The organism is Hymenobacter psychrotolerans DSM 18569, from assembly GCF_900142395.1.
In the GTDB taxonomy this organism is placed as follows: domain Bacteria; phylum Bacteroidota; class Bacteroidia; order Cytophagales; family Hymenobacteraceae; genus Hymenobacter; species Hymenobacter psychrotolerans.
In genome coordinates this window covers 26202-48600 of the sequence record NZ_FRAS01000001.1, presented here as the reverse complement: position 1 = coordinate 48600, position 22399 = coordinate 26202, and the positions used below count along the sequence as shown (strand labels likewise).

The window sequence follows — 22399 nt, the reverse complement described above, 5'->3', positions numbered from 1 at the left end:
CTCAGCGCTTTACGCGCGCCGCTATCCAGTTCCCGATAATCTGCAGCGCGGAAGGCGACATGGTTTCATCGAGCTGTCCGTATTCCGAGGGTAAGCCGGTTTTGGCGGTTTGCAGCAGGTGGTTCAGGCCCTCAAGCTGCTGAACCGTTACGTCGCGGTTGCCGCCGGCTTTCAGTCCTTGCTCAATGGCCGCTAGGTTGAGGTCGGCGGCTACCTGCAGGTCTTTGGTGCCGTTGAGGGCCAGTACCGGCGCTTTCACCTTGGCCAGCGCAGGCTGCGGGTTCAGGGTCAGGAAATGCCGGTACCAGGGCCCGGTCATCTGGGTTGCCATGGCCGTCAGAGCCGATTCCGTGACGCCGGGGCTCACCTGCTTCAGCAACGGCACCATGCGGGCTATGGCCGGTGGGTTGTCGGGGGTGGTGGCAATAATCTGCAGAATCTGCTGCTGCGTGCGGCGCACCTGGTTGAGGTGCACCGTATCGAGGCCGGCCGTGCGGAGCAGGTCTGACTGCTGGCGCACCAGCAGCTCGGAGCCACTGACGCCTACACCCGCCAACGACACGATAAAGGCGGGTGGCTGCGGCTGCGCGCCGGCCAGCAACGCAATAGTGCCGCCTTCACTGTGCCCAATCATCCCAACCCGCTTCGGCTGAATGCCGGGCTGAGTCCGCAGAAAAGCCAGTGCGGCCTGCGCATCGGTCAGGAAATCGGTGGTAGTAGCCGTCGGGAAGCTGCCCTGCGACTTGCCGGTGCCCCGGTCATCGAAGCGAAGCACGGCAATGCCGCGCCGGGTGAGGTAGTCGGCCAGTACCCGGAATGGGTGATGGTCCAGAATGGTGCCGTCGCGGTCCTGCGGGCCGGAACCCGATACCAGCACCACGGCCGGAAACGGGCCTTTGCCGGCCGGGAGCGTGAGCGTGCCGGCCAGCGTTTGGGTGGAGCGGGGATTCTGGAAGCTGACTTCCTGCTCGCGGTAGGGGAGCGGGGCTACCGGGTCCTGGGGGCGTTTGGGCGGCGGACCCGCGGCAGGAAGGCCACGGTCCAGGGTGAGCGGCCATTTGTCGGCGTTCTGTTTCCAGGTGCCGCTTAGCTGCCGCCCGTCCGCCGAAAGCCGGGCAGCGTAGCGCACTCCCAGAAAATCAGACCGCAGGATCAGGCTGTCGCCTTGCATTTCCACGCCGGAAAAGGTCAGGCCGTTTACCTTCTGCTTCGGTACGCTCAGGCTGGCGGTGCGAGAGGCCTGGGCTGGCTCCCTGATGCTGATGATAAGCTGGGTAGGATTGGTCGGAACCTGTAGGGTGCCGTTCCAGGGGCCATCCAGCGAAGGCGCTTTCTGGGCAACTGCCGGAACACTGCACCCCACCAGAACACCCAGCAACAGAAGCCGCCCTCCCGAATATATACGTTTCATCTGCTCAGAATAAAGAATCAGCAATCAGAAACGCAAGTATACAGCAACCAGTGCAGTCTTGGCTAGCGGCTGGCCTGCTGGGTTGCGGCCCGGGGCTTGCGGGCGGGCTTGGGCGTTTTGTCGGGAGCAGGCCGCTTCACCGTAACCGGAACCGCAGTAGGCTGGGTGGTGCGCTTGGCAATCCATTCGCGCATAATGTCCAGCGCCTTCGGCGAAAAAGTAGGCTGCTGCACCCCGTTCACAATGGCCCAGTCCTCCATTTTGGGTTGCAGCCAGTGGTTTACGCCCGTCAGCCGGTGCGTGGTCACGTCGCGGTTGGAGCGCAGCCCTTTGCGCAGCATTGCCAGGTTGTTGACGGCTTCTACCTGCAGGTCGTCGGCTCCGTTAATAGCCAGCACGGGGCACTTCACTTCGGGCAGCTTGCGGGTAGGCTCGAAGTCGATGAAATACCGCGACCAGGGCGAGGTGAGCTGCACGGCGCGGGCACGGGCCATGTGCGGGTCGAGGTCGGTGTTGCTCATGCGCAGCGTGGCGGCCACTTTGCCGCGGGCCTGGGCATCGTTGGGAGTTTGCCGGATAATATCAATCATTTCGGCGTGCAGCGCCATGGAGGCTTTCACCTGCGCGGGGCTGGCCCCAATAAGACGCATGATTTCCAGCTGCTGCCGCGTCAGCACGTGGCGGCCCGGCAGGCCGTAGCCCGCCATCGAGACTACAAAGGCCGGCTTGGCGGGGCCTGGGTCAGCAGCGGCCAGCAGTGCCACGTTGGCGCCCTCACCGTGCCCGATAAAGCCAATCTGCTGCGGATTGATAAGTCCGCGGCCCCGCATAAACGCCATGGCGGCTAGTGCATCGCCTACTAAGTCCTGGGTGGTGGCCGTCAGGTAGAGGCCCTGCGACTTGCCGGTGCCCCGGTCGTCGAAGCGGAGTACGGCAATGCCGCGGCGCGTGAGGTAGTCGCCCAGAATGCTGAACATGCGGTATTCCTGCTCGCCGGCGTCGCGGTCCTGCGGGCCCGAGTCAGAAATCAGCACAACGGCCGGAAATGGGCCGGGGCCCGCCGGCACGGTCAGGATACCGCTCAGGCGCAGCTTGGCGGCCGCATTCGTGAAAGTGACTTCGTCTTCGCGGTACGGAGGAGTGAGGCGCACTTTGCCTGCTACCATCTCCGACGACTTGGCGCGCTGCAGCTGCAGCAGCCCGCTGAGGCCCGGTTGCTTCCAGTTGCCGACCAGCAGGGCCCCGTTGCTTTGAATTTTGCCGCTGAAACTGCTGCCCGCCTGCTCAATCTGCAGGCTTAGCTCGTTGCCCTTCACCGTCACCTCTACCGGCATGCGGTAGATGCGCTGCTGCGGCACATCGAGGGCCGCATAGTAGCCGCCGTTGGTAAGTGGAATGATGGTAATAATCAGCTCCAGCTGCCCGCCAGGAACCTTCAGTGGGCCGCGCCACTGGCCGTTGAGTACGGGGCCATCGGCAGCAGAAGCCTGAGCAGCGAAAAACAGAGCACAGATCAAAAAGAAAGCGTATAAACTTTTCTTCATAAAGTGAAAAATAAAAAGCCTCTAATAACGCCTACTTACGAGAAAGGCCCGGAAAGTGTCAAAAACAAAGGTACTGCAACGGATTATTTTTTCTTTTGTTCAGCTTGCCGTACTGCCTTGCTGGGAGGGTGGTGCGGGCGCTGAAGTGCTGAGTTTGCATAGCTGGCACGCTCTATTGGTCGAAAAAGAAAAACCGCGTCGTCCGGCATTTTTCCGAAGGCTGCCGCTGGTCCGCGCTGGCATAGGGCTACCCGCACCCAAGACGCCTTGAACTCGGCCGTAGTCGGAACCGGACAGCCGTTTTACTTAAGCGCCCCCGAACCTTATGCCAATATTCGACTTATACTCTTCACGCCCGCCGGCAACGAAGCCGGCGGCTAAGGCTTACGTTTCAGTTATGGAGTACATAGAATTAGGAAATTCCGGTGTGCAGGTGTCGCGCATCGCGTTTGGGAGCTGGGCAGCTGGTGGCTGGATGTGGGGCGGTACCGAGCAGAACGACGCGGTAGGGGCTATCCATGCCTCCTACGACCTGGGCGTCACCAGCATCGACACGGCACCCATTTACGGGCAGGGCCTGAGCGAGCAGATAGTGGGCGAGGCCATCAAAAGCCTGCCCCGCGACAAGGTGCAGATCCTGACCAAGTTTGGGATGCGCTGGGACCTGGCCCAAGGCGACTTTGCCATGAAAACCAAAGACAATGCGGGCCAGGACCTTGACGTGTACAAGTACGCGGCTCCTGCCAGCATCATCCAGGAATGCGAGGACAGCCTGCGCCGCCTGGGCACCGACTACATCGACCTGTACCAGATTCATTGGCCCGATAAGACCACGCCCATTCCGGAAACCATGGAAGCCGTGCAGCGGCTGATTGAGCAGGGCAAAGTACGTGCGGCCGGTGTCAGCAACTACTCGGTGGCCCAGATGCAGGAAGCTGAGAAGGTGCTGCCGCTGGCCTCCAACCAAGTGCCCTACAGCATGGTGCGCCGCGATATTGAGCAGGATCTGGTGCCGTATTGCCTGGAGCAGGGCAAGGCTATTCTGGCGTACAGCCCTATGCAACTCGGTTTGCTGACTGGCAAAATCAAGCCCGGCCAAGCTTTTGATGAAAGTGACCTACGGGCCAGACACCCGCTGTTTGCGCCGGAAAACGTGAAGCGCGTGAATGCGTTTCTGGACAAAATCCGCCCGATGGCGGAGAGCAAAAGCGCAACGCTGGGCCAGCTGGTGCTACGCTGGACCCTGGCACAGCCTGGCATTTCGGTGGCGCTGGTGGGTGCCCGCAACCCCGAGCAGGCCGTGCAAAACGCCCGCGCCATAGACGTGCAGCTCTCACCGCAGGAAGTGAACTTCATCAGCCAGCAGCTAGACCAGATGCAGACCGCCTAAGATCAGGCAGTAAGCTCTGTTGACCACAAAAAAGCCCGCCTTCGCAATGAGGCGGGCTTTTTTGTATTCGAAAAGGCAGGTTAGCAGTTGCCGTCGATGTCGCAGGCGGCACCTGAAGCGGAGCCGGTAAGCTCCACAGGTTGTGGGCGAGATTCTTCCCACACGCGTGCCAGCACTTCGGCAAACAGCTCGGCTGGCTGAGCACCCGACACGGCGTATTTATCATCAAATACGAAGTACGGCACACCGCGCACGCCAATCTGCCGGGCCTGGTATTCGTCGTGGCGGACCTCCTGAGCAAACTCATCGGACGTCAGTACCTGCTCGGTGCGGTCGGCGGGCAGGCCGAGCTCCTGGGCCAGCCGGGTCAGAGTCGGCACGTCGTTGATGTCGAGGCCCTGCTCCAGATAGGCTTTGAACAGGCGCTCCTTGGCGGCATCCTGTAGGCCATGTTGAGCGGCCAGGTGCACGAGGCGGTGGGCCCGGAACGTATTGGCCGGCACGGCATGGTCGAAGTCGAAGGCCAGGCCTTCTTCGGCGGCGGACTGGGTCATGTTTGCGCTCATCTGCCGGGCCCATTCTTCGGTGTTGCCATACTTGGCAGCCAGGCGGCGGTACTGGTTTTCGCCGGGCACAGGGTTGGCTTCCGGGTCCAGCTCGAAGCTACGCCACGTAATTTCCAGGGCATCGGCATGGGGGAAGCTGGCCAGTGCCTTCTCCAGGCGCCGTTTGCCGATGTAGCAGAACGGGCAGACAATATCAGACCAGATTTCTACGGGTATCTTTTTCATAGGAAACTGTTTTGGCGAAGCTGTAAGCTCCGGCAGTACTAACCATCGGCTTGGCGCTACGGTTTCTGCGGGCAAAAAAAGCCGGGCCCGAAACGCATTCGGACCCGGCTGGGGCCTTGTGCTAAAAGCAGCGGCTAGCGGGCCACAATCAGCTTTTGGCCGGGTTTCACCTCATCGGAGGTGAGGTTGTTGAGGCGGCGTAGTTGTTCTACTGTCACTCCCTGGTAGCGGCGCGAGATGTTATAGAGCGTGTCGCCTTTCTGCACCAGATGTACCTTGTCGGCAGCGGGCTGGGGCACAGGTTTGGCTCTGGAAACTGCCGGGCGGGCCTTCGAGGGCGCCACTACCGCCACCGCGCGCTCCTCAGCCTCCTGAGTAGGCGCAGCCAGAGTAAGTTTCTGGCCTGGCACCACCTTTTCCGATTCTAACTGGTTCCAGACCATCAGCTGAGTTGCCGTCAGGCCGCGCTTCTCGGCAATCTTCGCCAGATTGTCGCCGCGGCGTACCGTGTATTCGGTCGGCAGGCTGTCGTCGGAAGCAGCCAGGATGGCGGTGGAAGCAGCAGCAGCAGTGGCGGCAGCTTCCTGCTGAATGGCCTGCGGATTGCGGCTCAGGATGGCGGCTTTCACCGGTTCCGCTGCGGCCACGGTTTTTACCATAGCCGCTCGGGCTGGCTTGTCCGGCTGGGCGCGGGCGGGGGCCGCTGGTGTGGCGGCTGGTACCGGCAGGCGGGCCGGAGTAGTGAGAGTACGCGCGGCAGCAACCGTGGGAGAGGCGGCCGGCGTCGCGACTGGTACAAATACCACCAACTGCTTGCCTGCCGTCAGGGGCCGGCCTTTACGCAACTCGTTCCAGCGGGTGAGTTGCGCGGTGCTCACATCATAGCGCCCGGCAATGGAGGCCGCCGTTTCGCCGCGGCGCACCGTGTGGCGCACGCGCCGAAAGCGCGGAGCCGGTGCGGCCTCTTCCTCACGCGGGGCCCCGCTGGCAGCCAGCGTGCGGGCCGGGAAGGCCTCCACACCCTGTAGGCGGGCCATCAGGGGCGTGAGCGGGGTGGGCTGATTGCTGCGGGGCCGACAGTAGTCGAACAGAGTGGGGCGGTCCACTACGGCCAGCTGAGGCCGCGACGCGGCTGGTATCAGCACAGTATAGCTGCGGTAGCCCTCGGGCAGCCAGCTGCGCTTCAGCTCCGGATTATAGCGGAGCAGCGCTAAGGAGTCGGTGAAGCCGCAGGCCTGGCTGAGCCGATGCAGGTCGAGGGCCCGGCCGCCTACGTGGAGCGTATCCATGGCTTCTGCGTAGCGGTAGTTCAGGTCCGGCGCATGCAGCTTATGGGCCTGCGCATACTGCATCGAGTACATGATAGCCGTGAAAGTAGGCACGTAGTTGCGCGTTTCCTTCGGCAGGTGCGGATACAGGTCCCAGAAGGTCTTTTTGCCGGTGCGGCGCATCACACGCTGCATATTGCCCGCCCCCCAGTTGTAGGCCGCCAGCACCAGCTCCCAGTCGTTGAATACGCCGTAGAGGTAGCGCAGGTGCCTGCAGGCTGCTTCCGTCGATTTTTCGGGGTGCATCCGCTCATCCACCCAGTCGTCACGGCGCAGGCGCAGGTCGCCGGCCGTCGGGCCCATAAACTGCCACAGCCCCGTAGCACCTGCGTGCGACTTGGCAGTCGGAATCAGCGCCGATTCTACCACGGCCAGATACTTCAGGTCGATGGGAAGGTTGTACTTGGCGAGGTACTTCTCGAAAAGCGGGAAATACAGGTTTTCGCGTTCCAGCACCCGCTGCATGTACTTGCGGTTGCGCTCCGTAAAATACGTCACGAACGGCAGCACCGAGGAGTTGAAGGAGTGCGGCGCGTCGGTTTCAAAGCAGCCGATACGGTCGGCATACAGGTCGCGCAGTTCCGGGGAGGTCTGCATCCATGCCAGCTTTGCCGAATCGAGAGGAGCAGGTAGGGCCGCCAGGGAGTCGGGCAGCAGCAGTGGCAGATCGGCCACCTGCGTGGAGTCATCGGGGCCAGAGAGGCGGGGGGCTTCCGGCAGCCGCTCGGGCAGCGCCTGGGCCTGGGCGGCGGGTGCCAGAGCGGCGCCCAACAAGCTGCCGCCCACTATAAAACGCAACAATTTTTTCTTCATCTCCTGGTCCGGGCTGTCGCGCGATAAAACGAAAATCCCTGATTCAAATCGGGTTAAATATACTCACTGCAAGTGCAACTCCAAGGCAGAAAGCCAAAACGTCGAGACACGGCCGTGTCTCGACGTTTTGGCTTTCTGCCTTACCTTAGCTAGTCGCCGGTTTAGGCTGGCGTAAGCGTCTCAGTCAAAGATTTGGCGAAGGCCAGCAGGTGTTCCTCGCGGAAAGCACCGCTCACAATCTGCAGGCCGATAGGCAGCCCTTGCGAGTCGTTGCCGGCCGGTACCGACACGGCCGGTACGCCAGCCAGCGAGGCCTGCACCGTGAAAATATCGGCCAGATACATGGCCAGCGTGTCCTTTTTGTTTTCCCCGAGGCGGAAGGCCGTGGTAGGCGTAGTAGGCAGCACCAGGAAATCGTACTGGCGCAGCAGCTCGTCGGTTTTTTCCTTGATGAGCCGGCGCACCTGCTGGGCTTTGGTGTAGTACGCGTCGTAGTAATCAGCCGACAGCACGAAGGTGCCCAGCAGAATCCGGCGCTGCACTTCCGGTCCGAAGCCCTGTGAGCGGGTTTTTTTGTAGAGCGAAGCCAGGTCGGTGGCATCGGGGGCGCGGTAGCCGTACTTGACCCCGTCGAAGCGGCTCAGGTTGGAGCTGGCCTCGGCCGTGGTCAGAATATAGTACGTGGGCACCATGTAGTCGAGGTAGGGGAAATCCACCGCGTCTACTACGTGGCCCTGGCCGCGCAGCTCGTCCAGCGTGCGCTCCAGTGCGCCTTTGATTTCGGGGTTGAGCCCTGGCCGTTCTACTGCGTCGCGGATGTACCCGATGCGGTAGTGCGGCGCCGGCTCCAGCAGCTGGCTGTAAGCGGGTACCTCGCGCTGGCTCACGGTGCTGTCGAAGTCGTCGGCGCCGGCCATTACCTCCAGTAGCAACGCCGCATCGTCCACGGACCGAGTGAGTGTACCAATCTGGTCGAATGAGGAAGCGTAGGCCACCAGCCCATAGCGCGAAATGCGCGAGTACGTGGGCTTGAAGCCAACGATGCCGCAAAACGCCGCCGGCTGACGCACCGAGCCGCCGGTATCGGATCCAATTGAGGCCAGGCACATGTCGGCCTGCACGGCTACGGCCGAGCCGCCCGAAGAGCCACCCGATACCCGCTCTTCGTCCAAGGCATTGCGCACCGGGCCGAAATAAGACGTTTCGTTGGAAGCACCCATGGCAAACTCGTCGCAGTTTTGCCGCCCGATAAAGATGGCGTCCTCATCGAGCAGGCGCTGCACCGCCGAGGCGGTAAACAACGACTTAAACCCGTCGAGAATGTGGCTGCTGCTTTGCAGGGCGTGGTCTTTGTAGGCCAGCACGTCTTTCAGCCCGATAACCATACCGGCCAGCTTGCCGGCCGTACCGGCCGCCAGCTTGGCATCTACTGCATCGGCCTGCGCGCGCGCTTCGTCGGGCCATACTTCCAGAAAAGCATTCAGGCGGCCGTTGTGCCGCTCAATGTTATCCAGATAATACTCCACGAGCTGACGGCAGGTCGTGGTGCCTGCCGTCAGCTCGTGGCGAACTTCCGTGAGAGAATGAAAGCGTCTCAAATTGAAGAAATCAGTTAGGACATTTGGTCAAGACGGGGCCGCGTAGCGGGAGCTTCCGGCGAAGCTGAGCCCGTAGCGGAAGGCGCTAGTGGGGCAACATATGTAGTGCCGGGCGACTCTGGTGTGGTTTCGGGAGCGGCGGTATACGCTGCATCGGGCAAGGGCTGATCGGGAGTCTGCGGGGCTGCCGGGGCAGCATAGTTCTGGTTGAACTGCTGCTGATACGGCTGCTGGGGCTGGCCGGCGTTTTCGAACTCGCTGCGAATCTCGCGGGAGGCGTCCTTGAACTCACGGATGCCTTTGCCGAGCCCACGGGCCAGCTCAGGAATCTTGTTGGCGCCGAAGAAAATCAGAATGACAACCAAGATGAGCATCAGCTCACTACCCCCAATGTCGCCAAGAAAAAGAAGTGGCATATACATGTCAGACGGGGTTAGCGGGGCTGGTTGGTATCGTTGGGGTTTGCCGGACGGTCGCGGAATTCCGGCTTTTCCTCTTTGGAGGCGTCCTTGAACTCGCGGATGCCCTGGCCCATGCCCCGGAACAGCTCCGGAATACGCTTGGCACCAAACAGCAAAATAATAACAAACAGAATCAGCAGGATTTCGGTGGTGCCGAAGTTGCCAATCAGGAAAAGCGAGGAAAGTGACATACACGGGAGGCAGAAGCCCGGTTGGGGTGAAATCCTATACTACGCATAACAACGTAGTATAGGATTGGTAAAGGTACCCCATAATTTTAAAAAAAGTGCCCACAGGCCTCGGTAGTACTTCTCGTGGGCGCCGTGGAAAAGCGCCGTGGGTATTATCTTTGTCTCAATCCGTTTATCGGAAAAAACGCTATGTTCATCTGATTTTTATACCTGTTTAACGGGTAAAGCAGCCTTACACCTGTTTACGCTTCCTTGTCTTAGCACGCCCCCTGCTATATATTTCCCCTTCCTGACTTCACGCAACCCGCCGCTTTATGCCTAAGCTGACATCCAGTAAACTATCAACGGAAACAGGCAGTCCTTCGGGCTTTTCGAGCTCCTCTGTGCAGTCTGCTGAGGCAGACCGGCTGGAAGCTCTGCGCAACTACCAGATTCTGGATACACCGCCGGAAGCTGCCTTCGACGACCTGGTGCGGCTGGCCGCCTACATCTGCGGGACTCCGGTGTCCCTGATGTCGTTGATTGATGCCGAGCGGCAGTGGTTCAAGGCGAAAGCCGGCGATATGGACATTGCCGAAACCCACCGGGATATTGCCTTCTGCCAATATGCTATGATGGCGGAAGATGTGTTTGAGGTACACGATGCACAGCTCGACCCTCTGTTCCGCCAAAATCCGCTCGTCACCAACGACCCCAACATTCGGTTCTATGCCGGGGCGGCCCTCATAACGCCGGAAGGTCTGCCCTTGGGCACCATCTGCGCCATCGATACCGAACCCCGGCACCTGACGGTGCAGCAGCGCGACGCTTTGCGCATTCTGGCCAAAGAAGTGGTGGCGCACCTGGAGCTGCGGCGCGCCCGGTTGCAGCTGGAGCAGGAAACCCAGAAACTGGAAGGGCTGCTGCGCCTCGCCAACGACAGAGCCCAGTCGATGTTCATGGTCAGCCGCAGCGAGATATTCGTGAAGCAGGACAGCCGGCTTGTGCGCGTACACACCGAAGACATCCGCTACGTAGAAGCCCTCGGCGACTATGTGAACATCTATACCTCGCGGGAGCGGTACACCGTCTACAGCACCATGAAGGAGCTGGAGGCCAAGCTGCCCAGCCGGGAGTTTGCCCGGATTCACCGCAAATACATTGTGTGCCTGGACCGTATTACGGCCATTGAGGGCGACTCGGTGCAGGTGGATGTAGGGCGGGTGCAGGACCGCAACGTGCCAACCCTTATTCCAATTGGCAACTCCTACAAAGCCACTTTGCTAAGCCGCCTGAACCTTATCTAGCAGAATAGGCGGCCTTTTCAGGCACCGAACGGCGCTGTTTGGCGCGGCAAAAAACACCTTCACCGAATACAGCGCCCGGGGCCCGGGACAACCCGCTATATTTCGGCGTGTTATTAGTAGGCACCTGCCGGGTAGCCGTAGTTTATGGCTGCTGGCAGGCGAAACCAGTAACCAAGTTTGTTTTCATAGCTCAGAAAGACACCGTACCGTGTGCGGTGTTTTTTTATGCGCTGTTAGCGACGCCCCAGCCAGTTCTCCGGGTTCAGGTTGGAGCTGTTGCGCCACACCTGAAACTGCACTTCCGAAGTGCCTTCGGGCGAAGTGTACACGGTGCCGATGGACTCCCGCATCTTAACGGTCTGGCCTTCAGTGACGCTTACATTGCGTAGCTTGGCATACACCGTGAAATACTCGCCGTGCTGAATCATGACGATGGTGTTCATGCCCGGTACGCTGGCCACGGTCAGCACCTTGCCATCAAAAATGGCGCGCACGGCCTCGCCGCTGCCCGTCTGGATATCGATGCCCCGGTTTTCCACCACCACGTTTTTCAACACCGGATGGTTGTGGCGGCCGAAGCGTTGGGAGATAAAGCCCTTCGCCACCGGCCAAAGCAGACGCCCCCGGTTATCCGCAAACGACGACGACAGCACAGCCGTTTCGGGCGTCAGGGTCACCCGGTCGGTGCGGACGGGCGCGGCCGGCTCGGCGGGTTCGGAGTAGGTGCGGGCCGGCGCATCGGCGGAGGCGCGGCCCGGTGCCGAGGCATTGGCCCGCTCGGCCCGTTCGCGGGCGGCGGCCTGCGCGGCGGCTTTGGCCCGGGCTACCCGGGCGGCCCGGGCAATTTCTTCTCGTACCCGCTCGGCAATCAGGTTGTCGAGGCGGCTGATGGCCCGCTGACGGTCGGCCAGTTCCTGCCGCAGCCCTTCTTCCTGCTTGCTGAGCTTGGTCACTACCTGGTCTTGCTGCGTTTTGAGCGTTACCAGGTTGTTTTTCTCGGCTACCTGCGTGTTCAGCAGCTGGCCTTTCTGCTCCTGCTTGGCTTTCAGGCCGGTTAGCTGCTGGGTCAGGCGCTGCTGCGTGCCCGTAATCTGGGCGGCCTGGGCTTTGCGCACTTCCGAGTATTGCCGGATGTAGCGCAGCCGCAGCATGAACTGGTTGAACGACTCGGCCGCAAACAGAAACATGATGCGGTTGTAGCTATTGGCCGTTTTGGAGCCGGCATAAATCAGGCGGCCGTATTCGGCTTTGAGCTGCTCCAGGTTCTGGCGGGTTTTCTGAACCTGCGTTTCGGTTTGCTGCACATCGGTTTCGATGTAGCGCAGCTCCGAGGAAATATTGCGGATAACGCCCTGCTGCACCGTCAGCTTCTCTTTCAGCGCGTTGAGCTGGCCGAGCGACGCTTCCTTTTGCCGCTGGGTCTGCTCCAGAATGCGGCTGGTTTCCCGGATGCGGCGCAAGGTGGCAAGCCGCTCGCGCTCCAGCTGCGCCTTCGATTTTTTAGTAGTGGTAGTGCGCTTGGTGGGTTGGGCGCGCTGCGCCAGCAGGGTGCTGTGCAGCCCCACTGTGCCCAGTTGCCCCGCCAGTAAAAGTGCCGACAGCCAGCGCTTACTTCTTCCGGGCATAGCCTTTCGGGATGGAGAAAGGGAATTGAAGCCGCTCTTTGTCTACGTCAACGGAGCGGTAGCTCAGCGTGACGGTGGTAGGCTTAGCCTGGCCCTGCTGAATCTGAAGCAGCGTGTTGTGGGCAAATGACTGCGGCATGCGCTCCAGCACCCGGAAATCAGAGTAGTCCACGGTTACCTTGTTCTGTGAGGCCGGGTCTTCCACGGTAAGCTGCTGCACGCGCGCTTTGCCTAGCTCAATAAGCTGCTGCACCAGCAGGTTGGCCTGCTCGTAATTCACGCGCTGCATGTCGCCTTCGGTCACTACTTTGGGCTCCGTGGCCGCGTCGATGGGGGGAAGGTAGTTGCCGAGCAGCAGGGCCTGCAGCATATCAAAGTTAACGGGCACGTTCAGGCGCTTGCTCAGATAGGCGTAGTCGCCGGCGTAGTATTCGCGGTGCAGCTTATCGAGTACCTGCACCGAGTCGCGGGTGATGTAGGCACGCACGCCTTCCAGCCCGATGAGCGAGGCCGAAATCCAGATAACGCTGTCTTTGCGGATGCGCACGTTGATGTTGGCACCCTGCTGGTTGCCCTGGTAGTCGAACTGCGCTTTGCCCTTGGCCGACAGAAAGCGGAACTCCACGTTGGTTGCGCGCACAGCCTCCGGGACGGGCCGCTTGGAAACCTCCGATTTGGTGGGGACGGACTTTCTGGCGCAACTGCCGAACACGGTAGCGGCCAGCAGCAGGCTTAACGCAATGCGTTTACTCATATAGCTTTTTGTCTTTGATTTTGCGGTCAATCAGGCTGGAAGCCCCACCGATTTTCTTGGCCCGCAGCCATTCGGCGTGGGCTTTGTCCTTTTCGCCAAGCTGAAACAGCACGTCGCCGTAGTGCTCAATGACGGTGGCGTCTTTGCTGGTCTGCAGCGCTTTTTCCAGGTATTGCCGGGCACCAGCGTAGTCTTTTTGCTTGTAGAGCACCCAGGCGTACGTGTCGAGGTAGGTGTCGTTGTCCGGAAACTGCTTCACCAGCTTGCCCGACATTTCCTTGGCGCGGTCCAGCTTTTCGCCCCGCACCGAGAGGAAGTAGCTGTAGTTGTTGAGGGCCTGCGCGTTGTTGGCATCGAAGGTAAGGGCCGCTTCGTAGGCGGCATCCGACTTGGCGTGCTCCTTCAGTTCGTGGTAGGCGTCGCCGAGCTGCGTATCAAACTGGGCCAGCAGCTCCGGGTTGTCGGTGGCCAGCTTGCGGCCATATTCCAGCGCTTTCACCCCTTTGGCAGCCTGTTTGTTCAGCACATATGCCACGCCGTTGTAGAACCACAGCGGAGACTGGTTGGGGAACAGCTCCAGGGCGCGCTCCGTATGCCGCAGCAGCGAGTCGGTCTGGTTCAGCTCGGCGTCAATCAGCACCACCTGCTGCCAGATCTGGTAGCGCGAGTTGTCGAGCTTGATGGCCTGCAGGTAGGTGTTGCGGGCATCTTCCTTTCGGTTGGTCAGGGTCTGGATGTCGCCAGCCACGGAGTAGGCTTTGGCTTCTTTGGGGTGCACGCGCACCGTAATAGCGGCCAGGTCCAGCGCCGTTTTCTCGATTTTGGGGTTGGGCAGCTGCTTGATGAAATCCACCAGCACGCGCACCTTGTCGTCGATGTCGAGCCCGGGGCTTTCGAAGGCCAGCTTAATCTGCTTTTCCGACTCGGCCGCGTTGCCCTGCTGCCGGTACACATCGGCCAGAATCATGCGGGCCTGCGGGCTGTCCGGGTCGCGGCGTAGCGCCTGCTCGGCTACGCGCACGGCATCGGGCAGGCGGTTGTTGGCGGCATACATTTCGGCCTGGGCCAGCACGTAGCGTATCTCGTCGGGGTTGGCCTTGATCAGAGCTTCGCCTTCCAGAAGCGCTTTGTCGAGGTTGTTTTGCTTGAGGTAGATCTGCTGCTTCTTGAACGACACCTCATCCAGCGGCCCAAACTGCTTTTCGGCGCGTTCCAGGGTGGCCAGCGCCTCATTCAGCTTGCCCTGCGCCAGATACAGATCGGCCAGGTTGAAGAGGTAGTAGCCCGAATCAGGTACATCCTGAATCAACTGCGCGTAGACCTTGGCCGCCTGGTCGTACTGCTTCTGCGAGGCGAAGGTCTGGGCCAGCAGCAGGTAGTAGTAGGGGTTCTTGGGGTCGAGCTTTACCGCCGACTGCGCGAAGTTGCCGGCATCTTTGAGGTTGCCGCTGAGCAGGTTGGTTTCGGCAATCTTGTAGCTGATGGCCGCATTGGTAGGGTTGAGGGCATACGCCTTCAGCAGCCGTTCCAGCGCCTTGTTGTAGTCCTCCAGAATCACATACTTCACGCCTTCCACGAAGAAAGCCTCACTGGCTTCGCGGTCTTTCTCCGAAAGCTGGCGCTGGCGGCCGGCGGCTTCCAGCTCCGCCCGCCGGGCCAGCTCCTTGCGCTCTTTGCGGCTGAGCTTGCGGGGCTTGGCCGCTTTAGCTGGCGGAGGGACAGAACCAGACTGGCTTTGCTGCGCCCAGCCGGTTTCGGGCAGGTGCAGCAAAGCCAGCAGAACAATAATCGAAGGGAAAACGCGACGCATGAAGGCAGGAGCGGGAACAAAGCCGCCGGTCAGAAAGGACAGAAGAAGGTTAAGATACCCAAAACGGCGGAATGGCCCCGCGCCTCTGCGTAACGTAAGCGGCTACAAAATTATCATACGCGCAGCGTATTGTAGTCCCCCAGGCTCAGGTCGTCGGGGGTGCCGGTTACCGTGGCGAAGTTGCCAATCATGGAGTTGGTTACGTTGGCGTGCTGCACCGTAGCCGACTGCTGCACAATGGAATTAGACACCACCGAGCCGCGCACGTTGCTTTGGTTGCCCAGCGACACGTGGGGCCCTACCACCGAATCGGTGATGACGGCGCCTTCCCCGATGTACACCGGCGGAATCAGCACGGAGTTCGTCACTTTGGCCGAGTCCGATACCAGGTTTTCGCCGCGCTCCTGCAGGTATTCCAGGTAGCGCTGGTTGGTGAACACCGTAGCGTCCTTGTTGCCGCAGTCGAGCCATTCCGTCACGCGGCCGGGCACGAACGTGGTGCCCTTGTTCTTCATGTTTTCGAGGGCGTTGGTGAGCTGATACTCGCCTTTGTCCATGATGTTATTGTCGAGCAGGTATTGCAGCTCGCTGCGTAGATACTCGCCGTCCTGGAAGTAGTAGATGCCGATGATAGCCAGGTCCGACACAAACTCCTGCGGCTTTTCCACGAAGTCCGTAATCTGGCCCTGCTCGTTGAGCTTCACCACGCCGAACGGCTTGGGGTCGTCTACTTTCTGCACCCAGATGGTGCCCGGCACGCTGGAGTCCAGCGTGAAGTCGGCCTTGAACAGCGTATCGGCGAAGGCCACTACCACCGGGCCGGTCAGGGCGCTTTGGGCACACAGAATAGCGTGCGCCGTGCCCAGCGGCTCGTCCTGGTAGTGAATCGTGCCCTTGGCACCTACCGATTCGGCAATCTGCAGCAGGCTCTTTTCCACCTCCGCCCCGAAGCGGCCAATGATGAAGGCTACTTCCTGCACCGGCTCGCCGCATACTTTGGCAATATCCTCCACTAGGCGCTGCACAATAGGCTTGCCGGCAATCGGGATGAGCGGTTTGGGAACGGTGAGCGTATGTGGGCGCATGCGTTTGCCCATGCCTGCCATCGGGACAATAATTCTCATCGGGAGGTTGGTTGTTGTAAGGTGGAGGTGAAGTGTAAGAATAAGTGGCGGTTACTGCACGCCGGTGCTGCCGTAGCCGCCCGTGCCGCGCTGGGTTTCGCTTAGCGCTTCGGCTGGCTGCCAGGCTACTACCTCGTGCCGGGCCACTACCAGCTGCGCGATACGCTCGCCATCCTGTACCACGAACTCGGTATCAGAAAGGTTTACCAGCAGCACTTTCAGCTCGCCCCGGTAATCGGCATCGATGGTACCCGGACTATTGACGATACCGATGCCGTGCTTGTATGCCAGGCCGCTACGGGGCCGCACCTGCATTTCATAGCCTACCGGTATTTCCATAAATAAGCCGGTCGGTACGAGGGCGCGTTGCAGAGGCTTCAACGTAATCGGCTCGGGCAGGTTGGCCCGCACATCGAGGCCAGCGGCGTGGGCCGTCTGGTACTCGGGCAGCGGGTGGCGGGAACGGTTGATAACAGGAATCTGCATGGAGCAAAGGTAGCGGGTGGAAGATGGTGCGCCCAATCCAATCAAAATGCGGCGCTACGTGCTGAATTTCAGGCTGAAGCGGTTCGGCTGGCTTATCGGCGGGCCAGCACGCGCTGGGGCTTCTCTACCAGCACCAGCAGGCCCACGAAAGCAGCACACAGCCCCAGATGCCACGCATGGCGCACCCAATAGTTTTCGGGCGCCACAAACCAGCCGAGTGCCACAATGCCCGCCGCCACCAGTAGCCACAGAAGCAACCGGCCCACCGGATAAGGCACCGGAAAGTGCCGCTCGCCCAGCCACCAGCAGATAGCGGCCATCAGGAAGTAGCAGACCAGCGTGGCCAGCGCCGAACCCATGTAGCCCAGCACCGGAATCAGCAGGATATTCAGCGCAATGGTGACAACCGCGCCGGCCGCCCCGATATAGGTGCCGTAATACGTTTTGTCGGTGAGCTTAAACCACACCGACAGGTTCCAGTAGACGCCCAGAAACAGGTTGGCCAGCAGCAGCACCGGCACCACGGCTATGCCTTCGCGGTATTCGGCCCGCTTCAGAAACAGCTCGGCCAGCAGCTCCAGGTTCAGGCTCACCCCCACGAAAATAACGGCGCAGCAGATCGTAAACCACTTCAGAACCATTGCGAAGGTGGCCGGCGAGTTCTTCTCGGTGCTTTGCGCGAAAAAGAACGGTTCAGCGGCGTAGCGGAACGCCTGAATCACGAGGCTCATGAAGATGCTGAGCTTGTAGCAGGCGCCATAGATGCCCACGGCCGTGAGGCTGCTCTTGCCCGGGTAGAAGTTGTCGGGCAGCCAGGTGGGCAGCAGAATCCGGTCCAGCGTTTCGTTTACCATGCCGGCCAGGCCCATGAGCATGATCGGGTAGGCGTAGGTCAGCAGCGGCCGCAGTGGTTCTAGGCTCAGGCCGAACCGGAAGGCGGCCAGCTCACGGCCCAGCAGCAGCAGCGTGAAGGCGCTGGCCGCCAGGTTAGCCAGAAATACATAGCCCACCCCAATGCTGGGGTCGTAGAGGCGGGCGGCTAGTGGCTGCAGGCTGCTCAGGTACTTGCCGGCCAGCACATCGGGGCACAGCACGATAAAAAACAGGTTCAGGCCCACATTCAGCAGGATGTTGGCCATGCGGATTCCGGCAAACTTCCTGGCCTTATTTTCCAGCCGCAGCCGCGCAAACGGAATGGCGGCCACCGCATCGAGGCCCAGAATAAGAGCCAGCCACACGGCGTACCGCTCGTGGCCGGGCGGCAGCCCCAGCAGCTCCAGCAACGGCCCGGCCTGCCACGCCAGTAGCCCGCTCAGCACCACGCTGCTCACCAGCAGTAAGCTCAGTACCCGGTCGTACAGCAGCTGTCGGTCGGTGCCGGGGCGGTTGGCAAAGCGGAAAAATGTGGTTTCCAACCCGTAGGTAAACACCACGTTCAGAAACGACACGTAGGCATACAGGCCCGTGACAATACCGTATTCGGCCGCCGCAAACCGGGCCGTGTACACCGGCACCAGCAGATAGGTGAGCACGCGCCCCACTATGCTGCTGATACCATACACGGCCGTTTGCGAGGCCAGCTTCTTCGCTACACTCATAAAGAGAATGAGGGATGAAGAAGGCAGGGGCACGGGGCACCGCGCCCTGCCTTCTTAGTGGCCTTTGAAGGCGGCCGGGCGCTTTTCGAGGAAGGCTTGCGTACCCTCTTTAAAATCGTTGGAGGCGAAGCACTGCCCGAAAGCATTGGCCTCTACCTGGTAGCCGTGGCGCTCATCGGCGTAGAGGGCATTCACGCTGTCGATAACCAGGCCCACGGCCAGCGGGGCTTTGGTCAGGATGCGGCTCAGCAGGTCCCGCGTGAAGCTCAGCAGCTCGGCGGCGGGCACCACATGGTTGACGAGGCCGAGGCGCAGGGCTTCGTCGGCCTTCACCATATCAGCGGTGAGCAGCAGCTCCAGCGCCTTGCCCTTGCCAATGAGCTGGGCCAGCCGCTGCGTGCCGCCGTAGCCCGGAATCAGGCCCAGGTTTACTTCAGGCTGCCCGAAGCGGGCGTTTTCGGCGGCAATGCGTAGGTGGCAGGCCATAGCCAGCTCGCAGCCGCCACCCAGCGCAAAGCCGTTGACGGCGGCAATAACCGGCTTGGGGCTTTCCTCGATCATGCAAAACACTTCCTGCCCCTGCTCGGAGGCGCGGCGGGCCAGCGGCTCCGTTTCGATGGCGGCCAGCTCGGCAATGTCGGCGCCGGCTACAAAGGCTTTTTCACCGCTGCCCGTTAGGATGATGCCACGCACGGCGGCATCGTCGAGTGCGGCCTGCATAGCCTGGCCGATTTCCATGATGGTAGCGGCATTCAGGGCATTGAGCTTGGCCGGGCGGTTCAGGGTGATGGTCAGGATGCCGGAGGCGGCATCAAGGTCATAAAGCAGATTATCGAAAGAAGCCATATAGAGCAGGAGGAAGTGAAAAGCGGATGCGGGCAAAGATAGCGCAAATCGTTAGCCCTGATAGTGCCCGCCTGCCGGCCAGGTAGCCGACCAGTATGCCGTGCCGCAGGCCTGGGGCAAAGCTGCGCAGTAGGTAAATTAGAAAAGTCTTATATTGAAAAAAAATTCTCTTTCATCCACCAAAAATCAATCACACACATGGGTTTCGTTTCTGAGTTCAAGGAGTTCATTTCTAAAGGAAATGTGCTTGATCTGGCAGTCGGTGTCATTATTGGCGGAGCTTTCGGCCAAATCGTAAAGTCACTGACCGATGATATTCTGATGCCGGTGCTTAGCCTGCTGACGGGTGGTATGGACTTCAAGGATTGGTTTCTGGCCCTGGACGGCAGCACCTACAAAACACTGGAAGAAGCCAAAAAGGCTGGCGCCGCTACTGTCAACTACGGGTTATTTCTGAATGCCGTGCTGGCCTTCCTGCTCATGGCGTTTGCTATTTTCTGGATTGTGAAGCTGGCCAACCGCTTCAAGAAGCCGCAGGAAGTAGTGGTAGCCGACCCCGGCCCAACCAAGGACCAGGTGCTGCTGATGGAAATCCGGGACGCACTGCGCACCCGCAACTAACACGCAGCCGTTGCCAGCTGCCGCTTATGCCAAGCCGGCCTTTCTCTGCTACCTGGCAGGGTAGGGGCCGGCTTTGCTTTTGGGTATTCACCAGCTTCTTCGCCTTATGAAACCAACTTTTTATCTACTTTCAATGCGCTGCCTGCTTCTGCTGCCGGGCCTCATCGGGTGGTCTGCTGGGGTGGCTATAGCCCAGGACCCGATTCCGAACCGGGCGCCTGCGCCACAGGCAGCCTACAAAATATCGGCCGAGGTTGACACCGCCCGCGGCTGGCGGCGGGGTGGGGCCGGCACGCTCAATTTCAGCCAGGTGAGCCTGAGCAACTGGGCTCCGGGCGGGCAAAGCTCTCTGTCGCTGCTTGGGCTGGGCAACATCTACGCTCACTACCGCGAAGACAAACATTCGCTGGATCTGGCGGGCAACCTGGTGTACGGGTTGCTGAAAGCCGGCAAAGCCAAAGTGCGCAAAAACGACGACCGGCTGGAGTTGAATGCGCGCTATGCGCGCAGCTTCGCCCCGAAGTGGTCTTACGCCGGCCAACTCAACCTCAAAACCCAGCTCACGCCCACCAACGACATCATTCGGACCGATTCGCTCTTGTCGAAGTTTTTTGCTCCCGCTTACATTCTGGCCTCACTGGGTTTCGAGTATAAGCCCAACGACGACTTTTCGCTGTTCCTGTCGCCGGCTACGGGCAAGTTCACGGTTGTCGCCGACCAGGCCTTGGCCGATGCAGGAGCTTTTGGAGTGCGGGAGGCGCGCCGCGGCCCAGACGGACGGCCCATAGCCGGCACCGGCGAAAGGCTGCGCGAAGAGTTGGGCGCCTACCTCAATGCCCGCTACCGCCGGCCTCTGATGACCAACGTTACCTACCAGACCCGGCTGGAGCTGTTCAGCAATTATGGTCACAATCCGCAGAACATTGACGTAAACTGGGAAAATCTGCTGGATTTTAAAATCAACCGGTTTTTCAGCGCCAGCGTAGCTACCACCCTCGTATACGACGACGACATTCTGGTGCCGTTAAACGTGGACGAGCAGAATGGCGACCCTACGGCCCGTGGCCGGCGCATACAGTTTAAAGAAACGTTAGGTATCGGGCTGACCTACAAGTTTTAAAGAATTTGAACTAACTTGGGAGCCCACCCGTTGCCGCGCCAAGGAACAGAAGCCACCCGCTTGTCTTTCTTTGGCTGGTATTCATTGCTTTTCCACCCGCTTCAGCGCATGAAAAAACTGATTGCAACCACACTGCTGGCCTCCGCAGGCCTGCTCAGCAAGCCTGTTCAGGCCCAGGTACCGCTCTCCACTTCCGAGGAGCAGGTGCGTAAAGCGAATGAGCAGGGGCCACGCAAAAATAAGCGCAAGGCTTCATCAGCCGATATTGCCAACATGCAGCGGCGCATGAACATGAACCCTGACGAGGCCAAGCGCGACCAGCAGATTGAAGTGCTGGAAGCCCGGGCCGGCGGTGGGTCCGCCAATACCAGCTTCGGGCGTGCTTCGGGGCCAGCCCGCCAGTACGAAAAAAGCTCGGGCGGCTTTACGGTGCGTAAGTTCAAGGCCAGCAAGCACAGCCGCAATGCCATGATGAAAAAGGGCCAGAGCCGTGCGGCTCCCGGTATCGACCCCAAAGGCAAGCCGCTCAAGCACAAAAAGAGAAAAAGCGGATTCCTGCCTTTCTAAGGAAACCTGCTTGCAATACAAAAAAAGCCCCGGCGCAGCGCTCCGGGGCTTTTCGCATCTTAAGCAGGTTCGAGGCCACCGTTCGCCCCCGAGGCTGCTAAAGAAGAACGTATAGGTGTGTGTTTGTCAGGACAATTGCCGTTTGGTAGGGTCCCAGCCGGGCCCCGGCAGAGCCAGCGGTGTATCAGCCGAAGCAGCGTGCGTGGTAGGTAGGCGGGCGCTGGCGTTCAGCGAGAGGTAGCATACGGGAGCCGGCAGATGGCAACCCGATGCCGCGGGCCGCGACGAAGATGTACCCAAAACAGCAGAGCGAGTAGGTATCATAGTAAGGTTTCGCTAGGGGAAATGGCCGCATCCGGGTGGTCTGGCTGCCACCGCAAAAGCCGGTACTAGAGCTTCGCCAAAGCCTGCAGGTCGATGTTGCGGGCTACCTGCTTCACGAACTCTGTGTCTTGCTGCCCATCAGATTCTACTGCCACAAAGAACCTGTCGCCCACTCCCAGTGCTACGCTGGCTTTGTGGTCTTTCTTCTGCAGCGTTTCCCAGCCCTTCACGTGCGCCACTCCCAGGTCGCACCCCCGCATCAGTTCCTCGTCGTTTTCCTGCGAAAACCCCGCCGACATCATGGCGGTAGCGCCGGCGTACAGCGCATTGGCCCCGTTGTAGTCCACCAGCTGCACCTTCAGGTGCTGGTTGCCTTTCTGGTAGGTCTGCTCGCAGGTGGAGTAGCTGATGCCGCCCATGTTAATGGATTCGCCCTCAGGCTTGCCTACGGGCAAAAAGCCGCCAATGCTGCCGGGCAGGTAGCGTTGCAGCTCTTTGTAGTTGAGTGATGCTGTGTCGCCACGCTCAGCGCGCATCGTGCGCCTCTTTTCGGCTGCTTCCAGGGCTTGGCCTATCTGTTTGGCGGCCTTGGCGCTGCTGCTAATGGCAGTGTAGGAGTTGCGAGCTTCCTCTACCTGGCCGCAGGCCGCCAACAGAAAGATTTCCGTGAGTACCAACAGAATGCAAGAGTTGTTCATAGCTGAATAGGTA

At 60.4% G+C, this 22399-nt stretch carries 20 protein-coding genes; 5 read left to right on the top strand and 15 right to left on the bottom strand.

Annotated features, from left to right (window positions below; translation table 11 throughout):
* Position 1: 1 nt before the first annotated feature.
* Together BUE15_RS00195 and BUE15_RS00190 are read right to left on the bottom strand one after the other, a co-directional pair.
* The gene (locus tag BUE15_RS00195; RefSeq protein WP_084548712.1) at positions 2 to 1411 is read right to left on the bottom strand and encodes an alpha/beta hydrolase family protein; all 1410 of its coding nucleotides are present in this window, start codon (positions 1409 to 1411) and stop codon (positions 2 to 4) included.
* A gap of 62 nt (positions 1412 to 1473) precedes the next feature.
* Positions 1474 to 2955, bottom strand: a complete 1482-nt coding sequence (locus BUE15_RS00190) for an alpha/beta hydrolase family protein (RefSeq protein WP_073280681.1) — start codon at positions 2953 to 2955, stop codon at positions 1474 to 1476.
* Between the two features lie 397 nt (positions 2956 to 3352).
* Here BUE15_RS00190 and BUE15_RS00185 point away from each other — a divergent pair, with 397 nt between their 5' ends.
* The gene (locus BUE15_RS00185) at positions 3353 to 4345 is read left to right on the top strand and encodes an aldo/keto reductase (RefSeq protein ID WP_073280680.1); all 993 of its coding nucleotides are present in this window, start codon (positions 3353 to 3355) and stop codon (positions 4343 to 4345) included.
* Positions 4346 to 4425: 80 nt separating this feature from the next.
* Here BUE15_RS00185 and BUE15_RS00180 read toward each other — a convergent pair whose 3' ends face one another.
* The 5 genes from BUE15_RS00180 to BUE15_RS00160 all read right to left on the bottom strand — a co-directional run bounded on the left by BUE15_RS00180 (position 4426) and on the right by BUE15_RS00160 (position 9527).
* Entirely contained in the window at positions 4426 to 5136 is a 711-nt protein-coding gene (locus BUE15_RS00180) for a DsbA family oxidoreductase (RefSeq protein ID WP_073280679.1), read from the bottom strand.
* 134 nt (positions 5137 to 5270) lie between these two features.
* Positions 5271 to 7277 carry a LysM peptidoglycan-binding domain-containing protein gene (locus BUE15_RS00175; RefSeq protein WP_073280678.1) on the bottom strand — a complete coding sequence of 669 codons (2007 nt, stop codon included), beginning with the start codon at positions 7275 to 7277 and terminating at the stop codon, positions 5271 to 5273.
* A gap of 161 nt (positions 7278 to 7438) precedes the next feature.
* Complete coding sequence (gene gatA, locus BUE15_RS00170; protein ID WP_073280677.1) at positions 7439 to 8875, bottom strand: Asp-tRNA(Asn)/Glu-tRNA(Gln) amidotransferase subunit GatA; 1437 nt, start codon at positions 8873 to 8875, stop codon at positions 7439 to 7441.
* Positions 8876 to 8889: 14 nt separating this feature from the next.
* Positions 8890 to 9291 (bottom strand): Sec-independent protein translocase subunit TatA/TatB, encoded by a 402-nt coding sequence (gene tatA, locus BUE15_RS22550; RefSeq protein ID WP_073281147.1) that lies wholly within the window; start codon positions 9289 to 9291, stop codon positions 8890 to 8892.
* Positions 9292 to 9308: 17 nt separating this feature from the next.
* Positions 9309 to 9527, bottom strand: a complete 219-nt coding sequence (locus BUE15_RS00160) for a Sec-independent protein translocase subunit TatA/TatB (RefSeq protein ID WP_139252053.1) — start codon at positions 9525 to 9527, stop codon at positions 9309 to 9311.
* Between the two features lie 383 nt (positions 9528 to 9910).
* On the opposite strand from BUE15_RS00160, the gene BUE15_RS00155 reads away from it, so the two are divergent.
* The gene (locus tag BUE15_RS00155; RefSeq protein WP_073280676.1) at positions 9911 to 10813 is read left to right on the top strand and encodes a GAF domain-containing DNA-binding protein; all 903 of its coding nucleotides are present in this window, start codon (positions 9911 to 9913) and stop codon (positions 10811 to 10813) included.
* A 233-nt stretch (positions 10814 to 11046) separates the two neighbouring features.
* On the opposite strand, the gene BUE15_RS00150 is transcribed toward BUE15_RS00155, so the two are convergent.
* From BUE15_RS00150 to BUE15_RS00120, 7 genes are all read right to left on the bottom strand, one after another.
* Positions 11047 to 12438: a murein hydrolase activator EnvC family protein gene (locus tag BUE15_RS00150; RefSeq protein WP_073280675.1), complete on the bottom strand. Its 1392-nt coding sequence runs from the start codon at positions 12436 to 12438 to the stop codon at positions 11047 to 11049.
* Positions 12422 to 13192, bottom strand: a complete 771-nt coding sequence (locus BUE15_RS00145) for a lipoprotein insertase outer membrane protein LolB1 (RefSeq protein WP_084548710.1) — start codon at positions 13190 to 13192, stop codon at positions 12422 to 12424. Before BUE15_RS00145 ends, BUE15_RS00150 begins: the two co-directional genes overlap by 17 nt.
* Entirely contained in the window at positions 13185 to 15002 is a 1818-nt protein-coding gene (locus tag BUE15_RS00140; protein WP_084548709.1) for a tetratricopeptide repeat protein, read from the bottom strand. Before BUE15_RS00140 ends, BUE15_RS00145 begins: the two co-directional genes overlap by 8 nt.
* Before the next feature lie 113 nt (positions 15003 to 15115).
* The gene (locus BUE15_RS00135; RefSeq protein WP_073280673.1) at positions 15116 to 16126 is read right to left on the bottom strand and encodes a sugar nucleotidyltransferase; all 1011 of its coding nucleotides are present in this window, start codon (positions 16124 to 16126) and stop codon (positions 15116 to 15118) included.
* Positions 16127 to 16177: 51 nt separating this feature from the next.
* Positions 16178 to 16612 (bottom strand): dUTP diphosphatase, encoded by a 435-nt coding sequence (gene dut, locus BUE15_RS00130; protein WP_073280672.1) that lies wholly within the window; start codon positions 16610 to 16612, stop codon positions 16178 to 16180.
* Positions 16613 to 16704: 92 nt separating this feature from the next.
* Positions 16705 to 18210: a polysaccharide biosynthesis C-terminal domain-containing protein gene (locus BUE15_RS00125; RefSeq protein ID WP_073280671.1), complete on the bottom strand. Its 1506-nt coding sequence runs from the start codon at positions 18208 to 18210 to the stop codon at positions 16705 to 16707.
* Positions 18211 to 18264: 54 nt separating this feature from the next.
* Positions 18265 to 19056: an enoyl-CoA hydratase/isomerase family protein gene (locus tag BUE15_RS00120; protein ID WP_073280670.1), complete on the bottom strand. Its 792-nt coding sequence runs from the start codon at positions 19054 to 19056 to the stop codon at positions 18265 to 18267.
* Between the two features lie 198 nt (positions 19057 to 19254).
* Between BUE15_RS00120 and mscL the strand changes: the two genes are divergently transcribed.
* From mscL to BUE15_RS00105, 3 genes are all read left to right on the top strand, one after another.
* Positions 19255 to 19677 carry a large conductance mechanosensitive channel protein MscL gene (mscL, locus tag BUE15_RS00115; protein WP_073280669.1) on the top strand — a complete coding sequence of 141 codons (423 nt, stop codon included), beginning with the start codon at positions 19255 to 19257 and terminating at the stop codon, positions 19675 to 19677.
* A 133-nt stretch (positions 19678 to 19810) separates the two neighbouring features.
* Entirely contained in the window at positions 19811 to 20797 is a 987-nt protein-coding gene (locus BUE15_RS00110; protein WP_073280668.1) for a DUF3078 domain-containing protein, read from the top strand.
* A gap of 108 nt (positions 20798 to 20905) precedes the next feature.
* A complete protein-coding gene (locus BUE15_RS00105; protein WP_073280667.1) occupies positions 20906 to 21364 on the top strand; it encodes a hypothetical protein in 459 nt (152 codons plus the stop codon).
* A 389-nt stretch (positions 21365 to 21753) separates the two neighbouring features.
* Here BUE15_RS00105 and BUE15_RS00100 read toward each other — a convergent pair whose 3' ends face one another.
* Complete coding sequence (locus BUE15_RS00100) at positions 21754 to 22386, bottom strand: hypothetical protein (RefSeq protein ID WP_073280666.1); 633 nt, start codon at positions 22384 to 22386, stop codon at positions 21754 to 21756.
* Between the last annotated feature and the right edge of the window lie 13 nt (positions 22387 to 22399).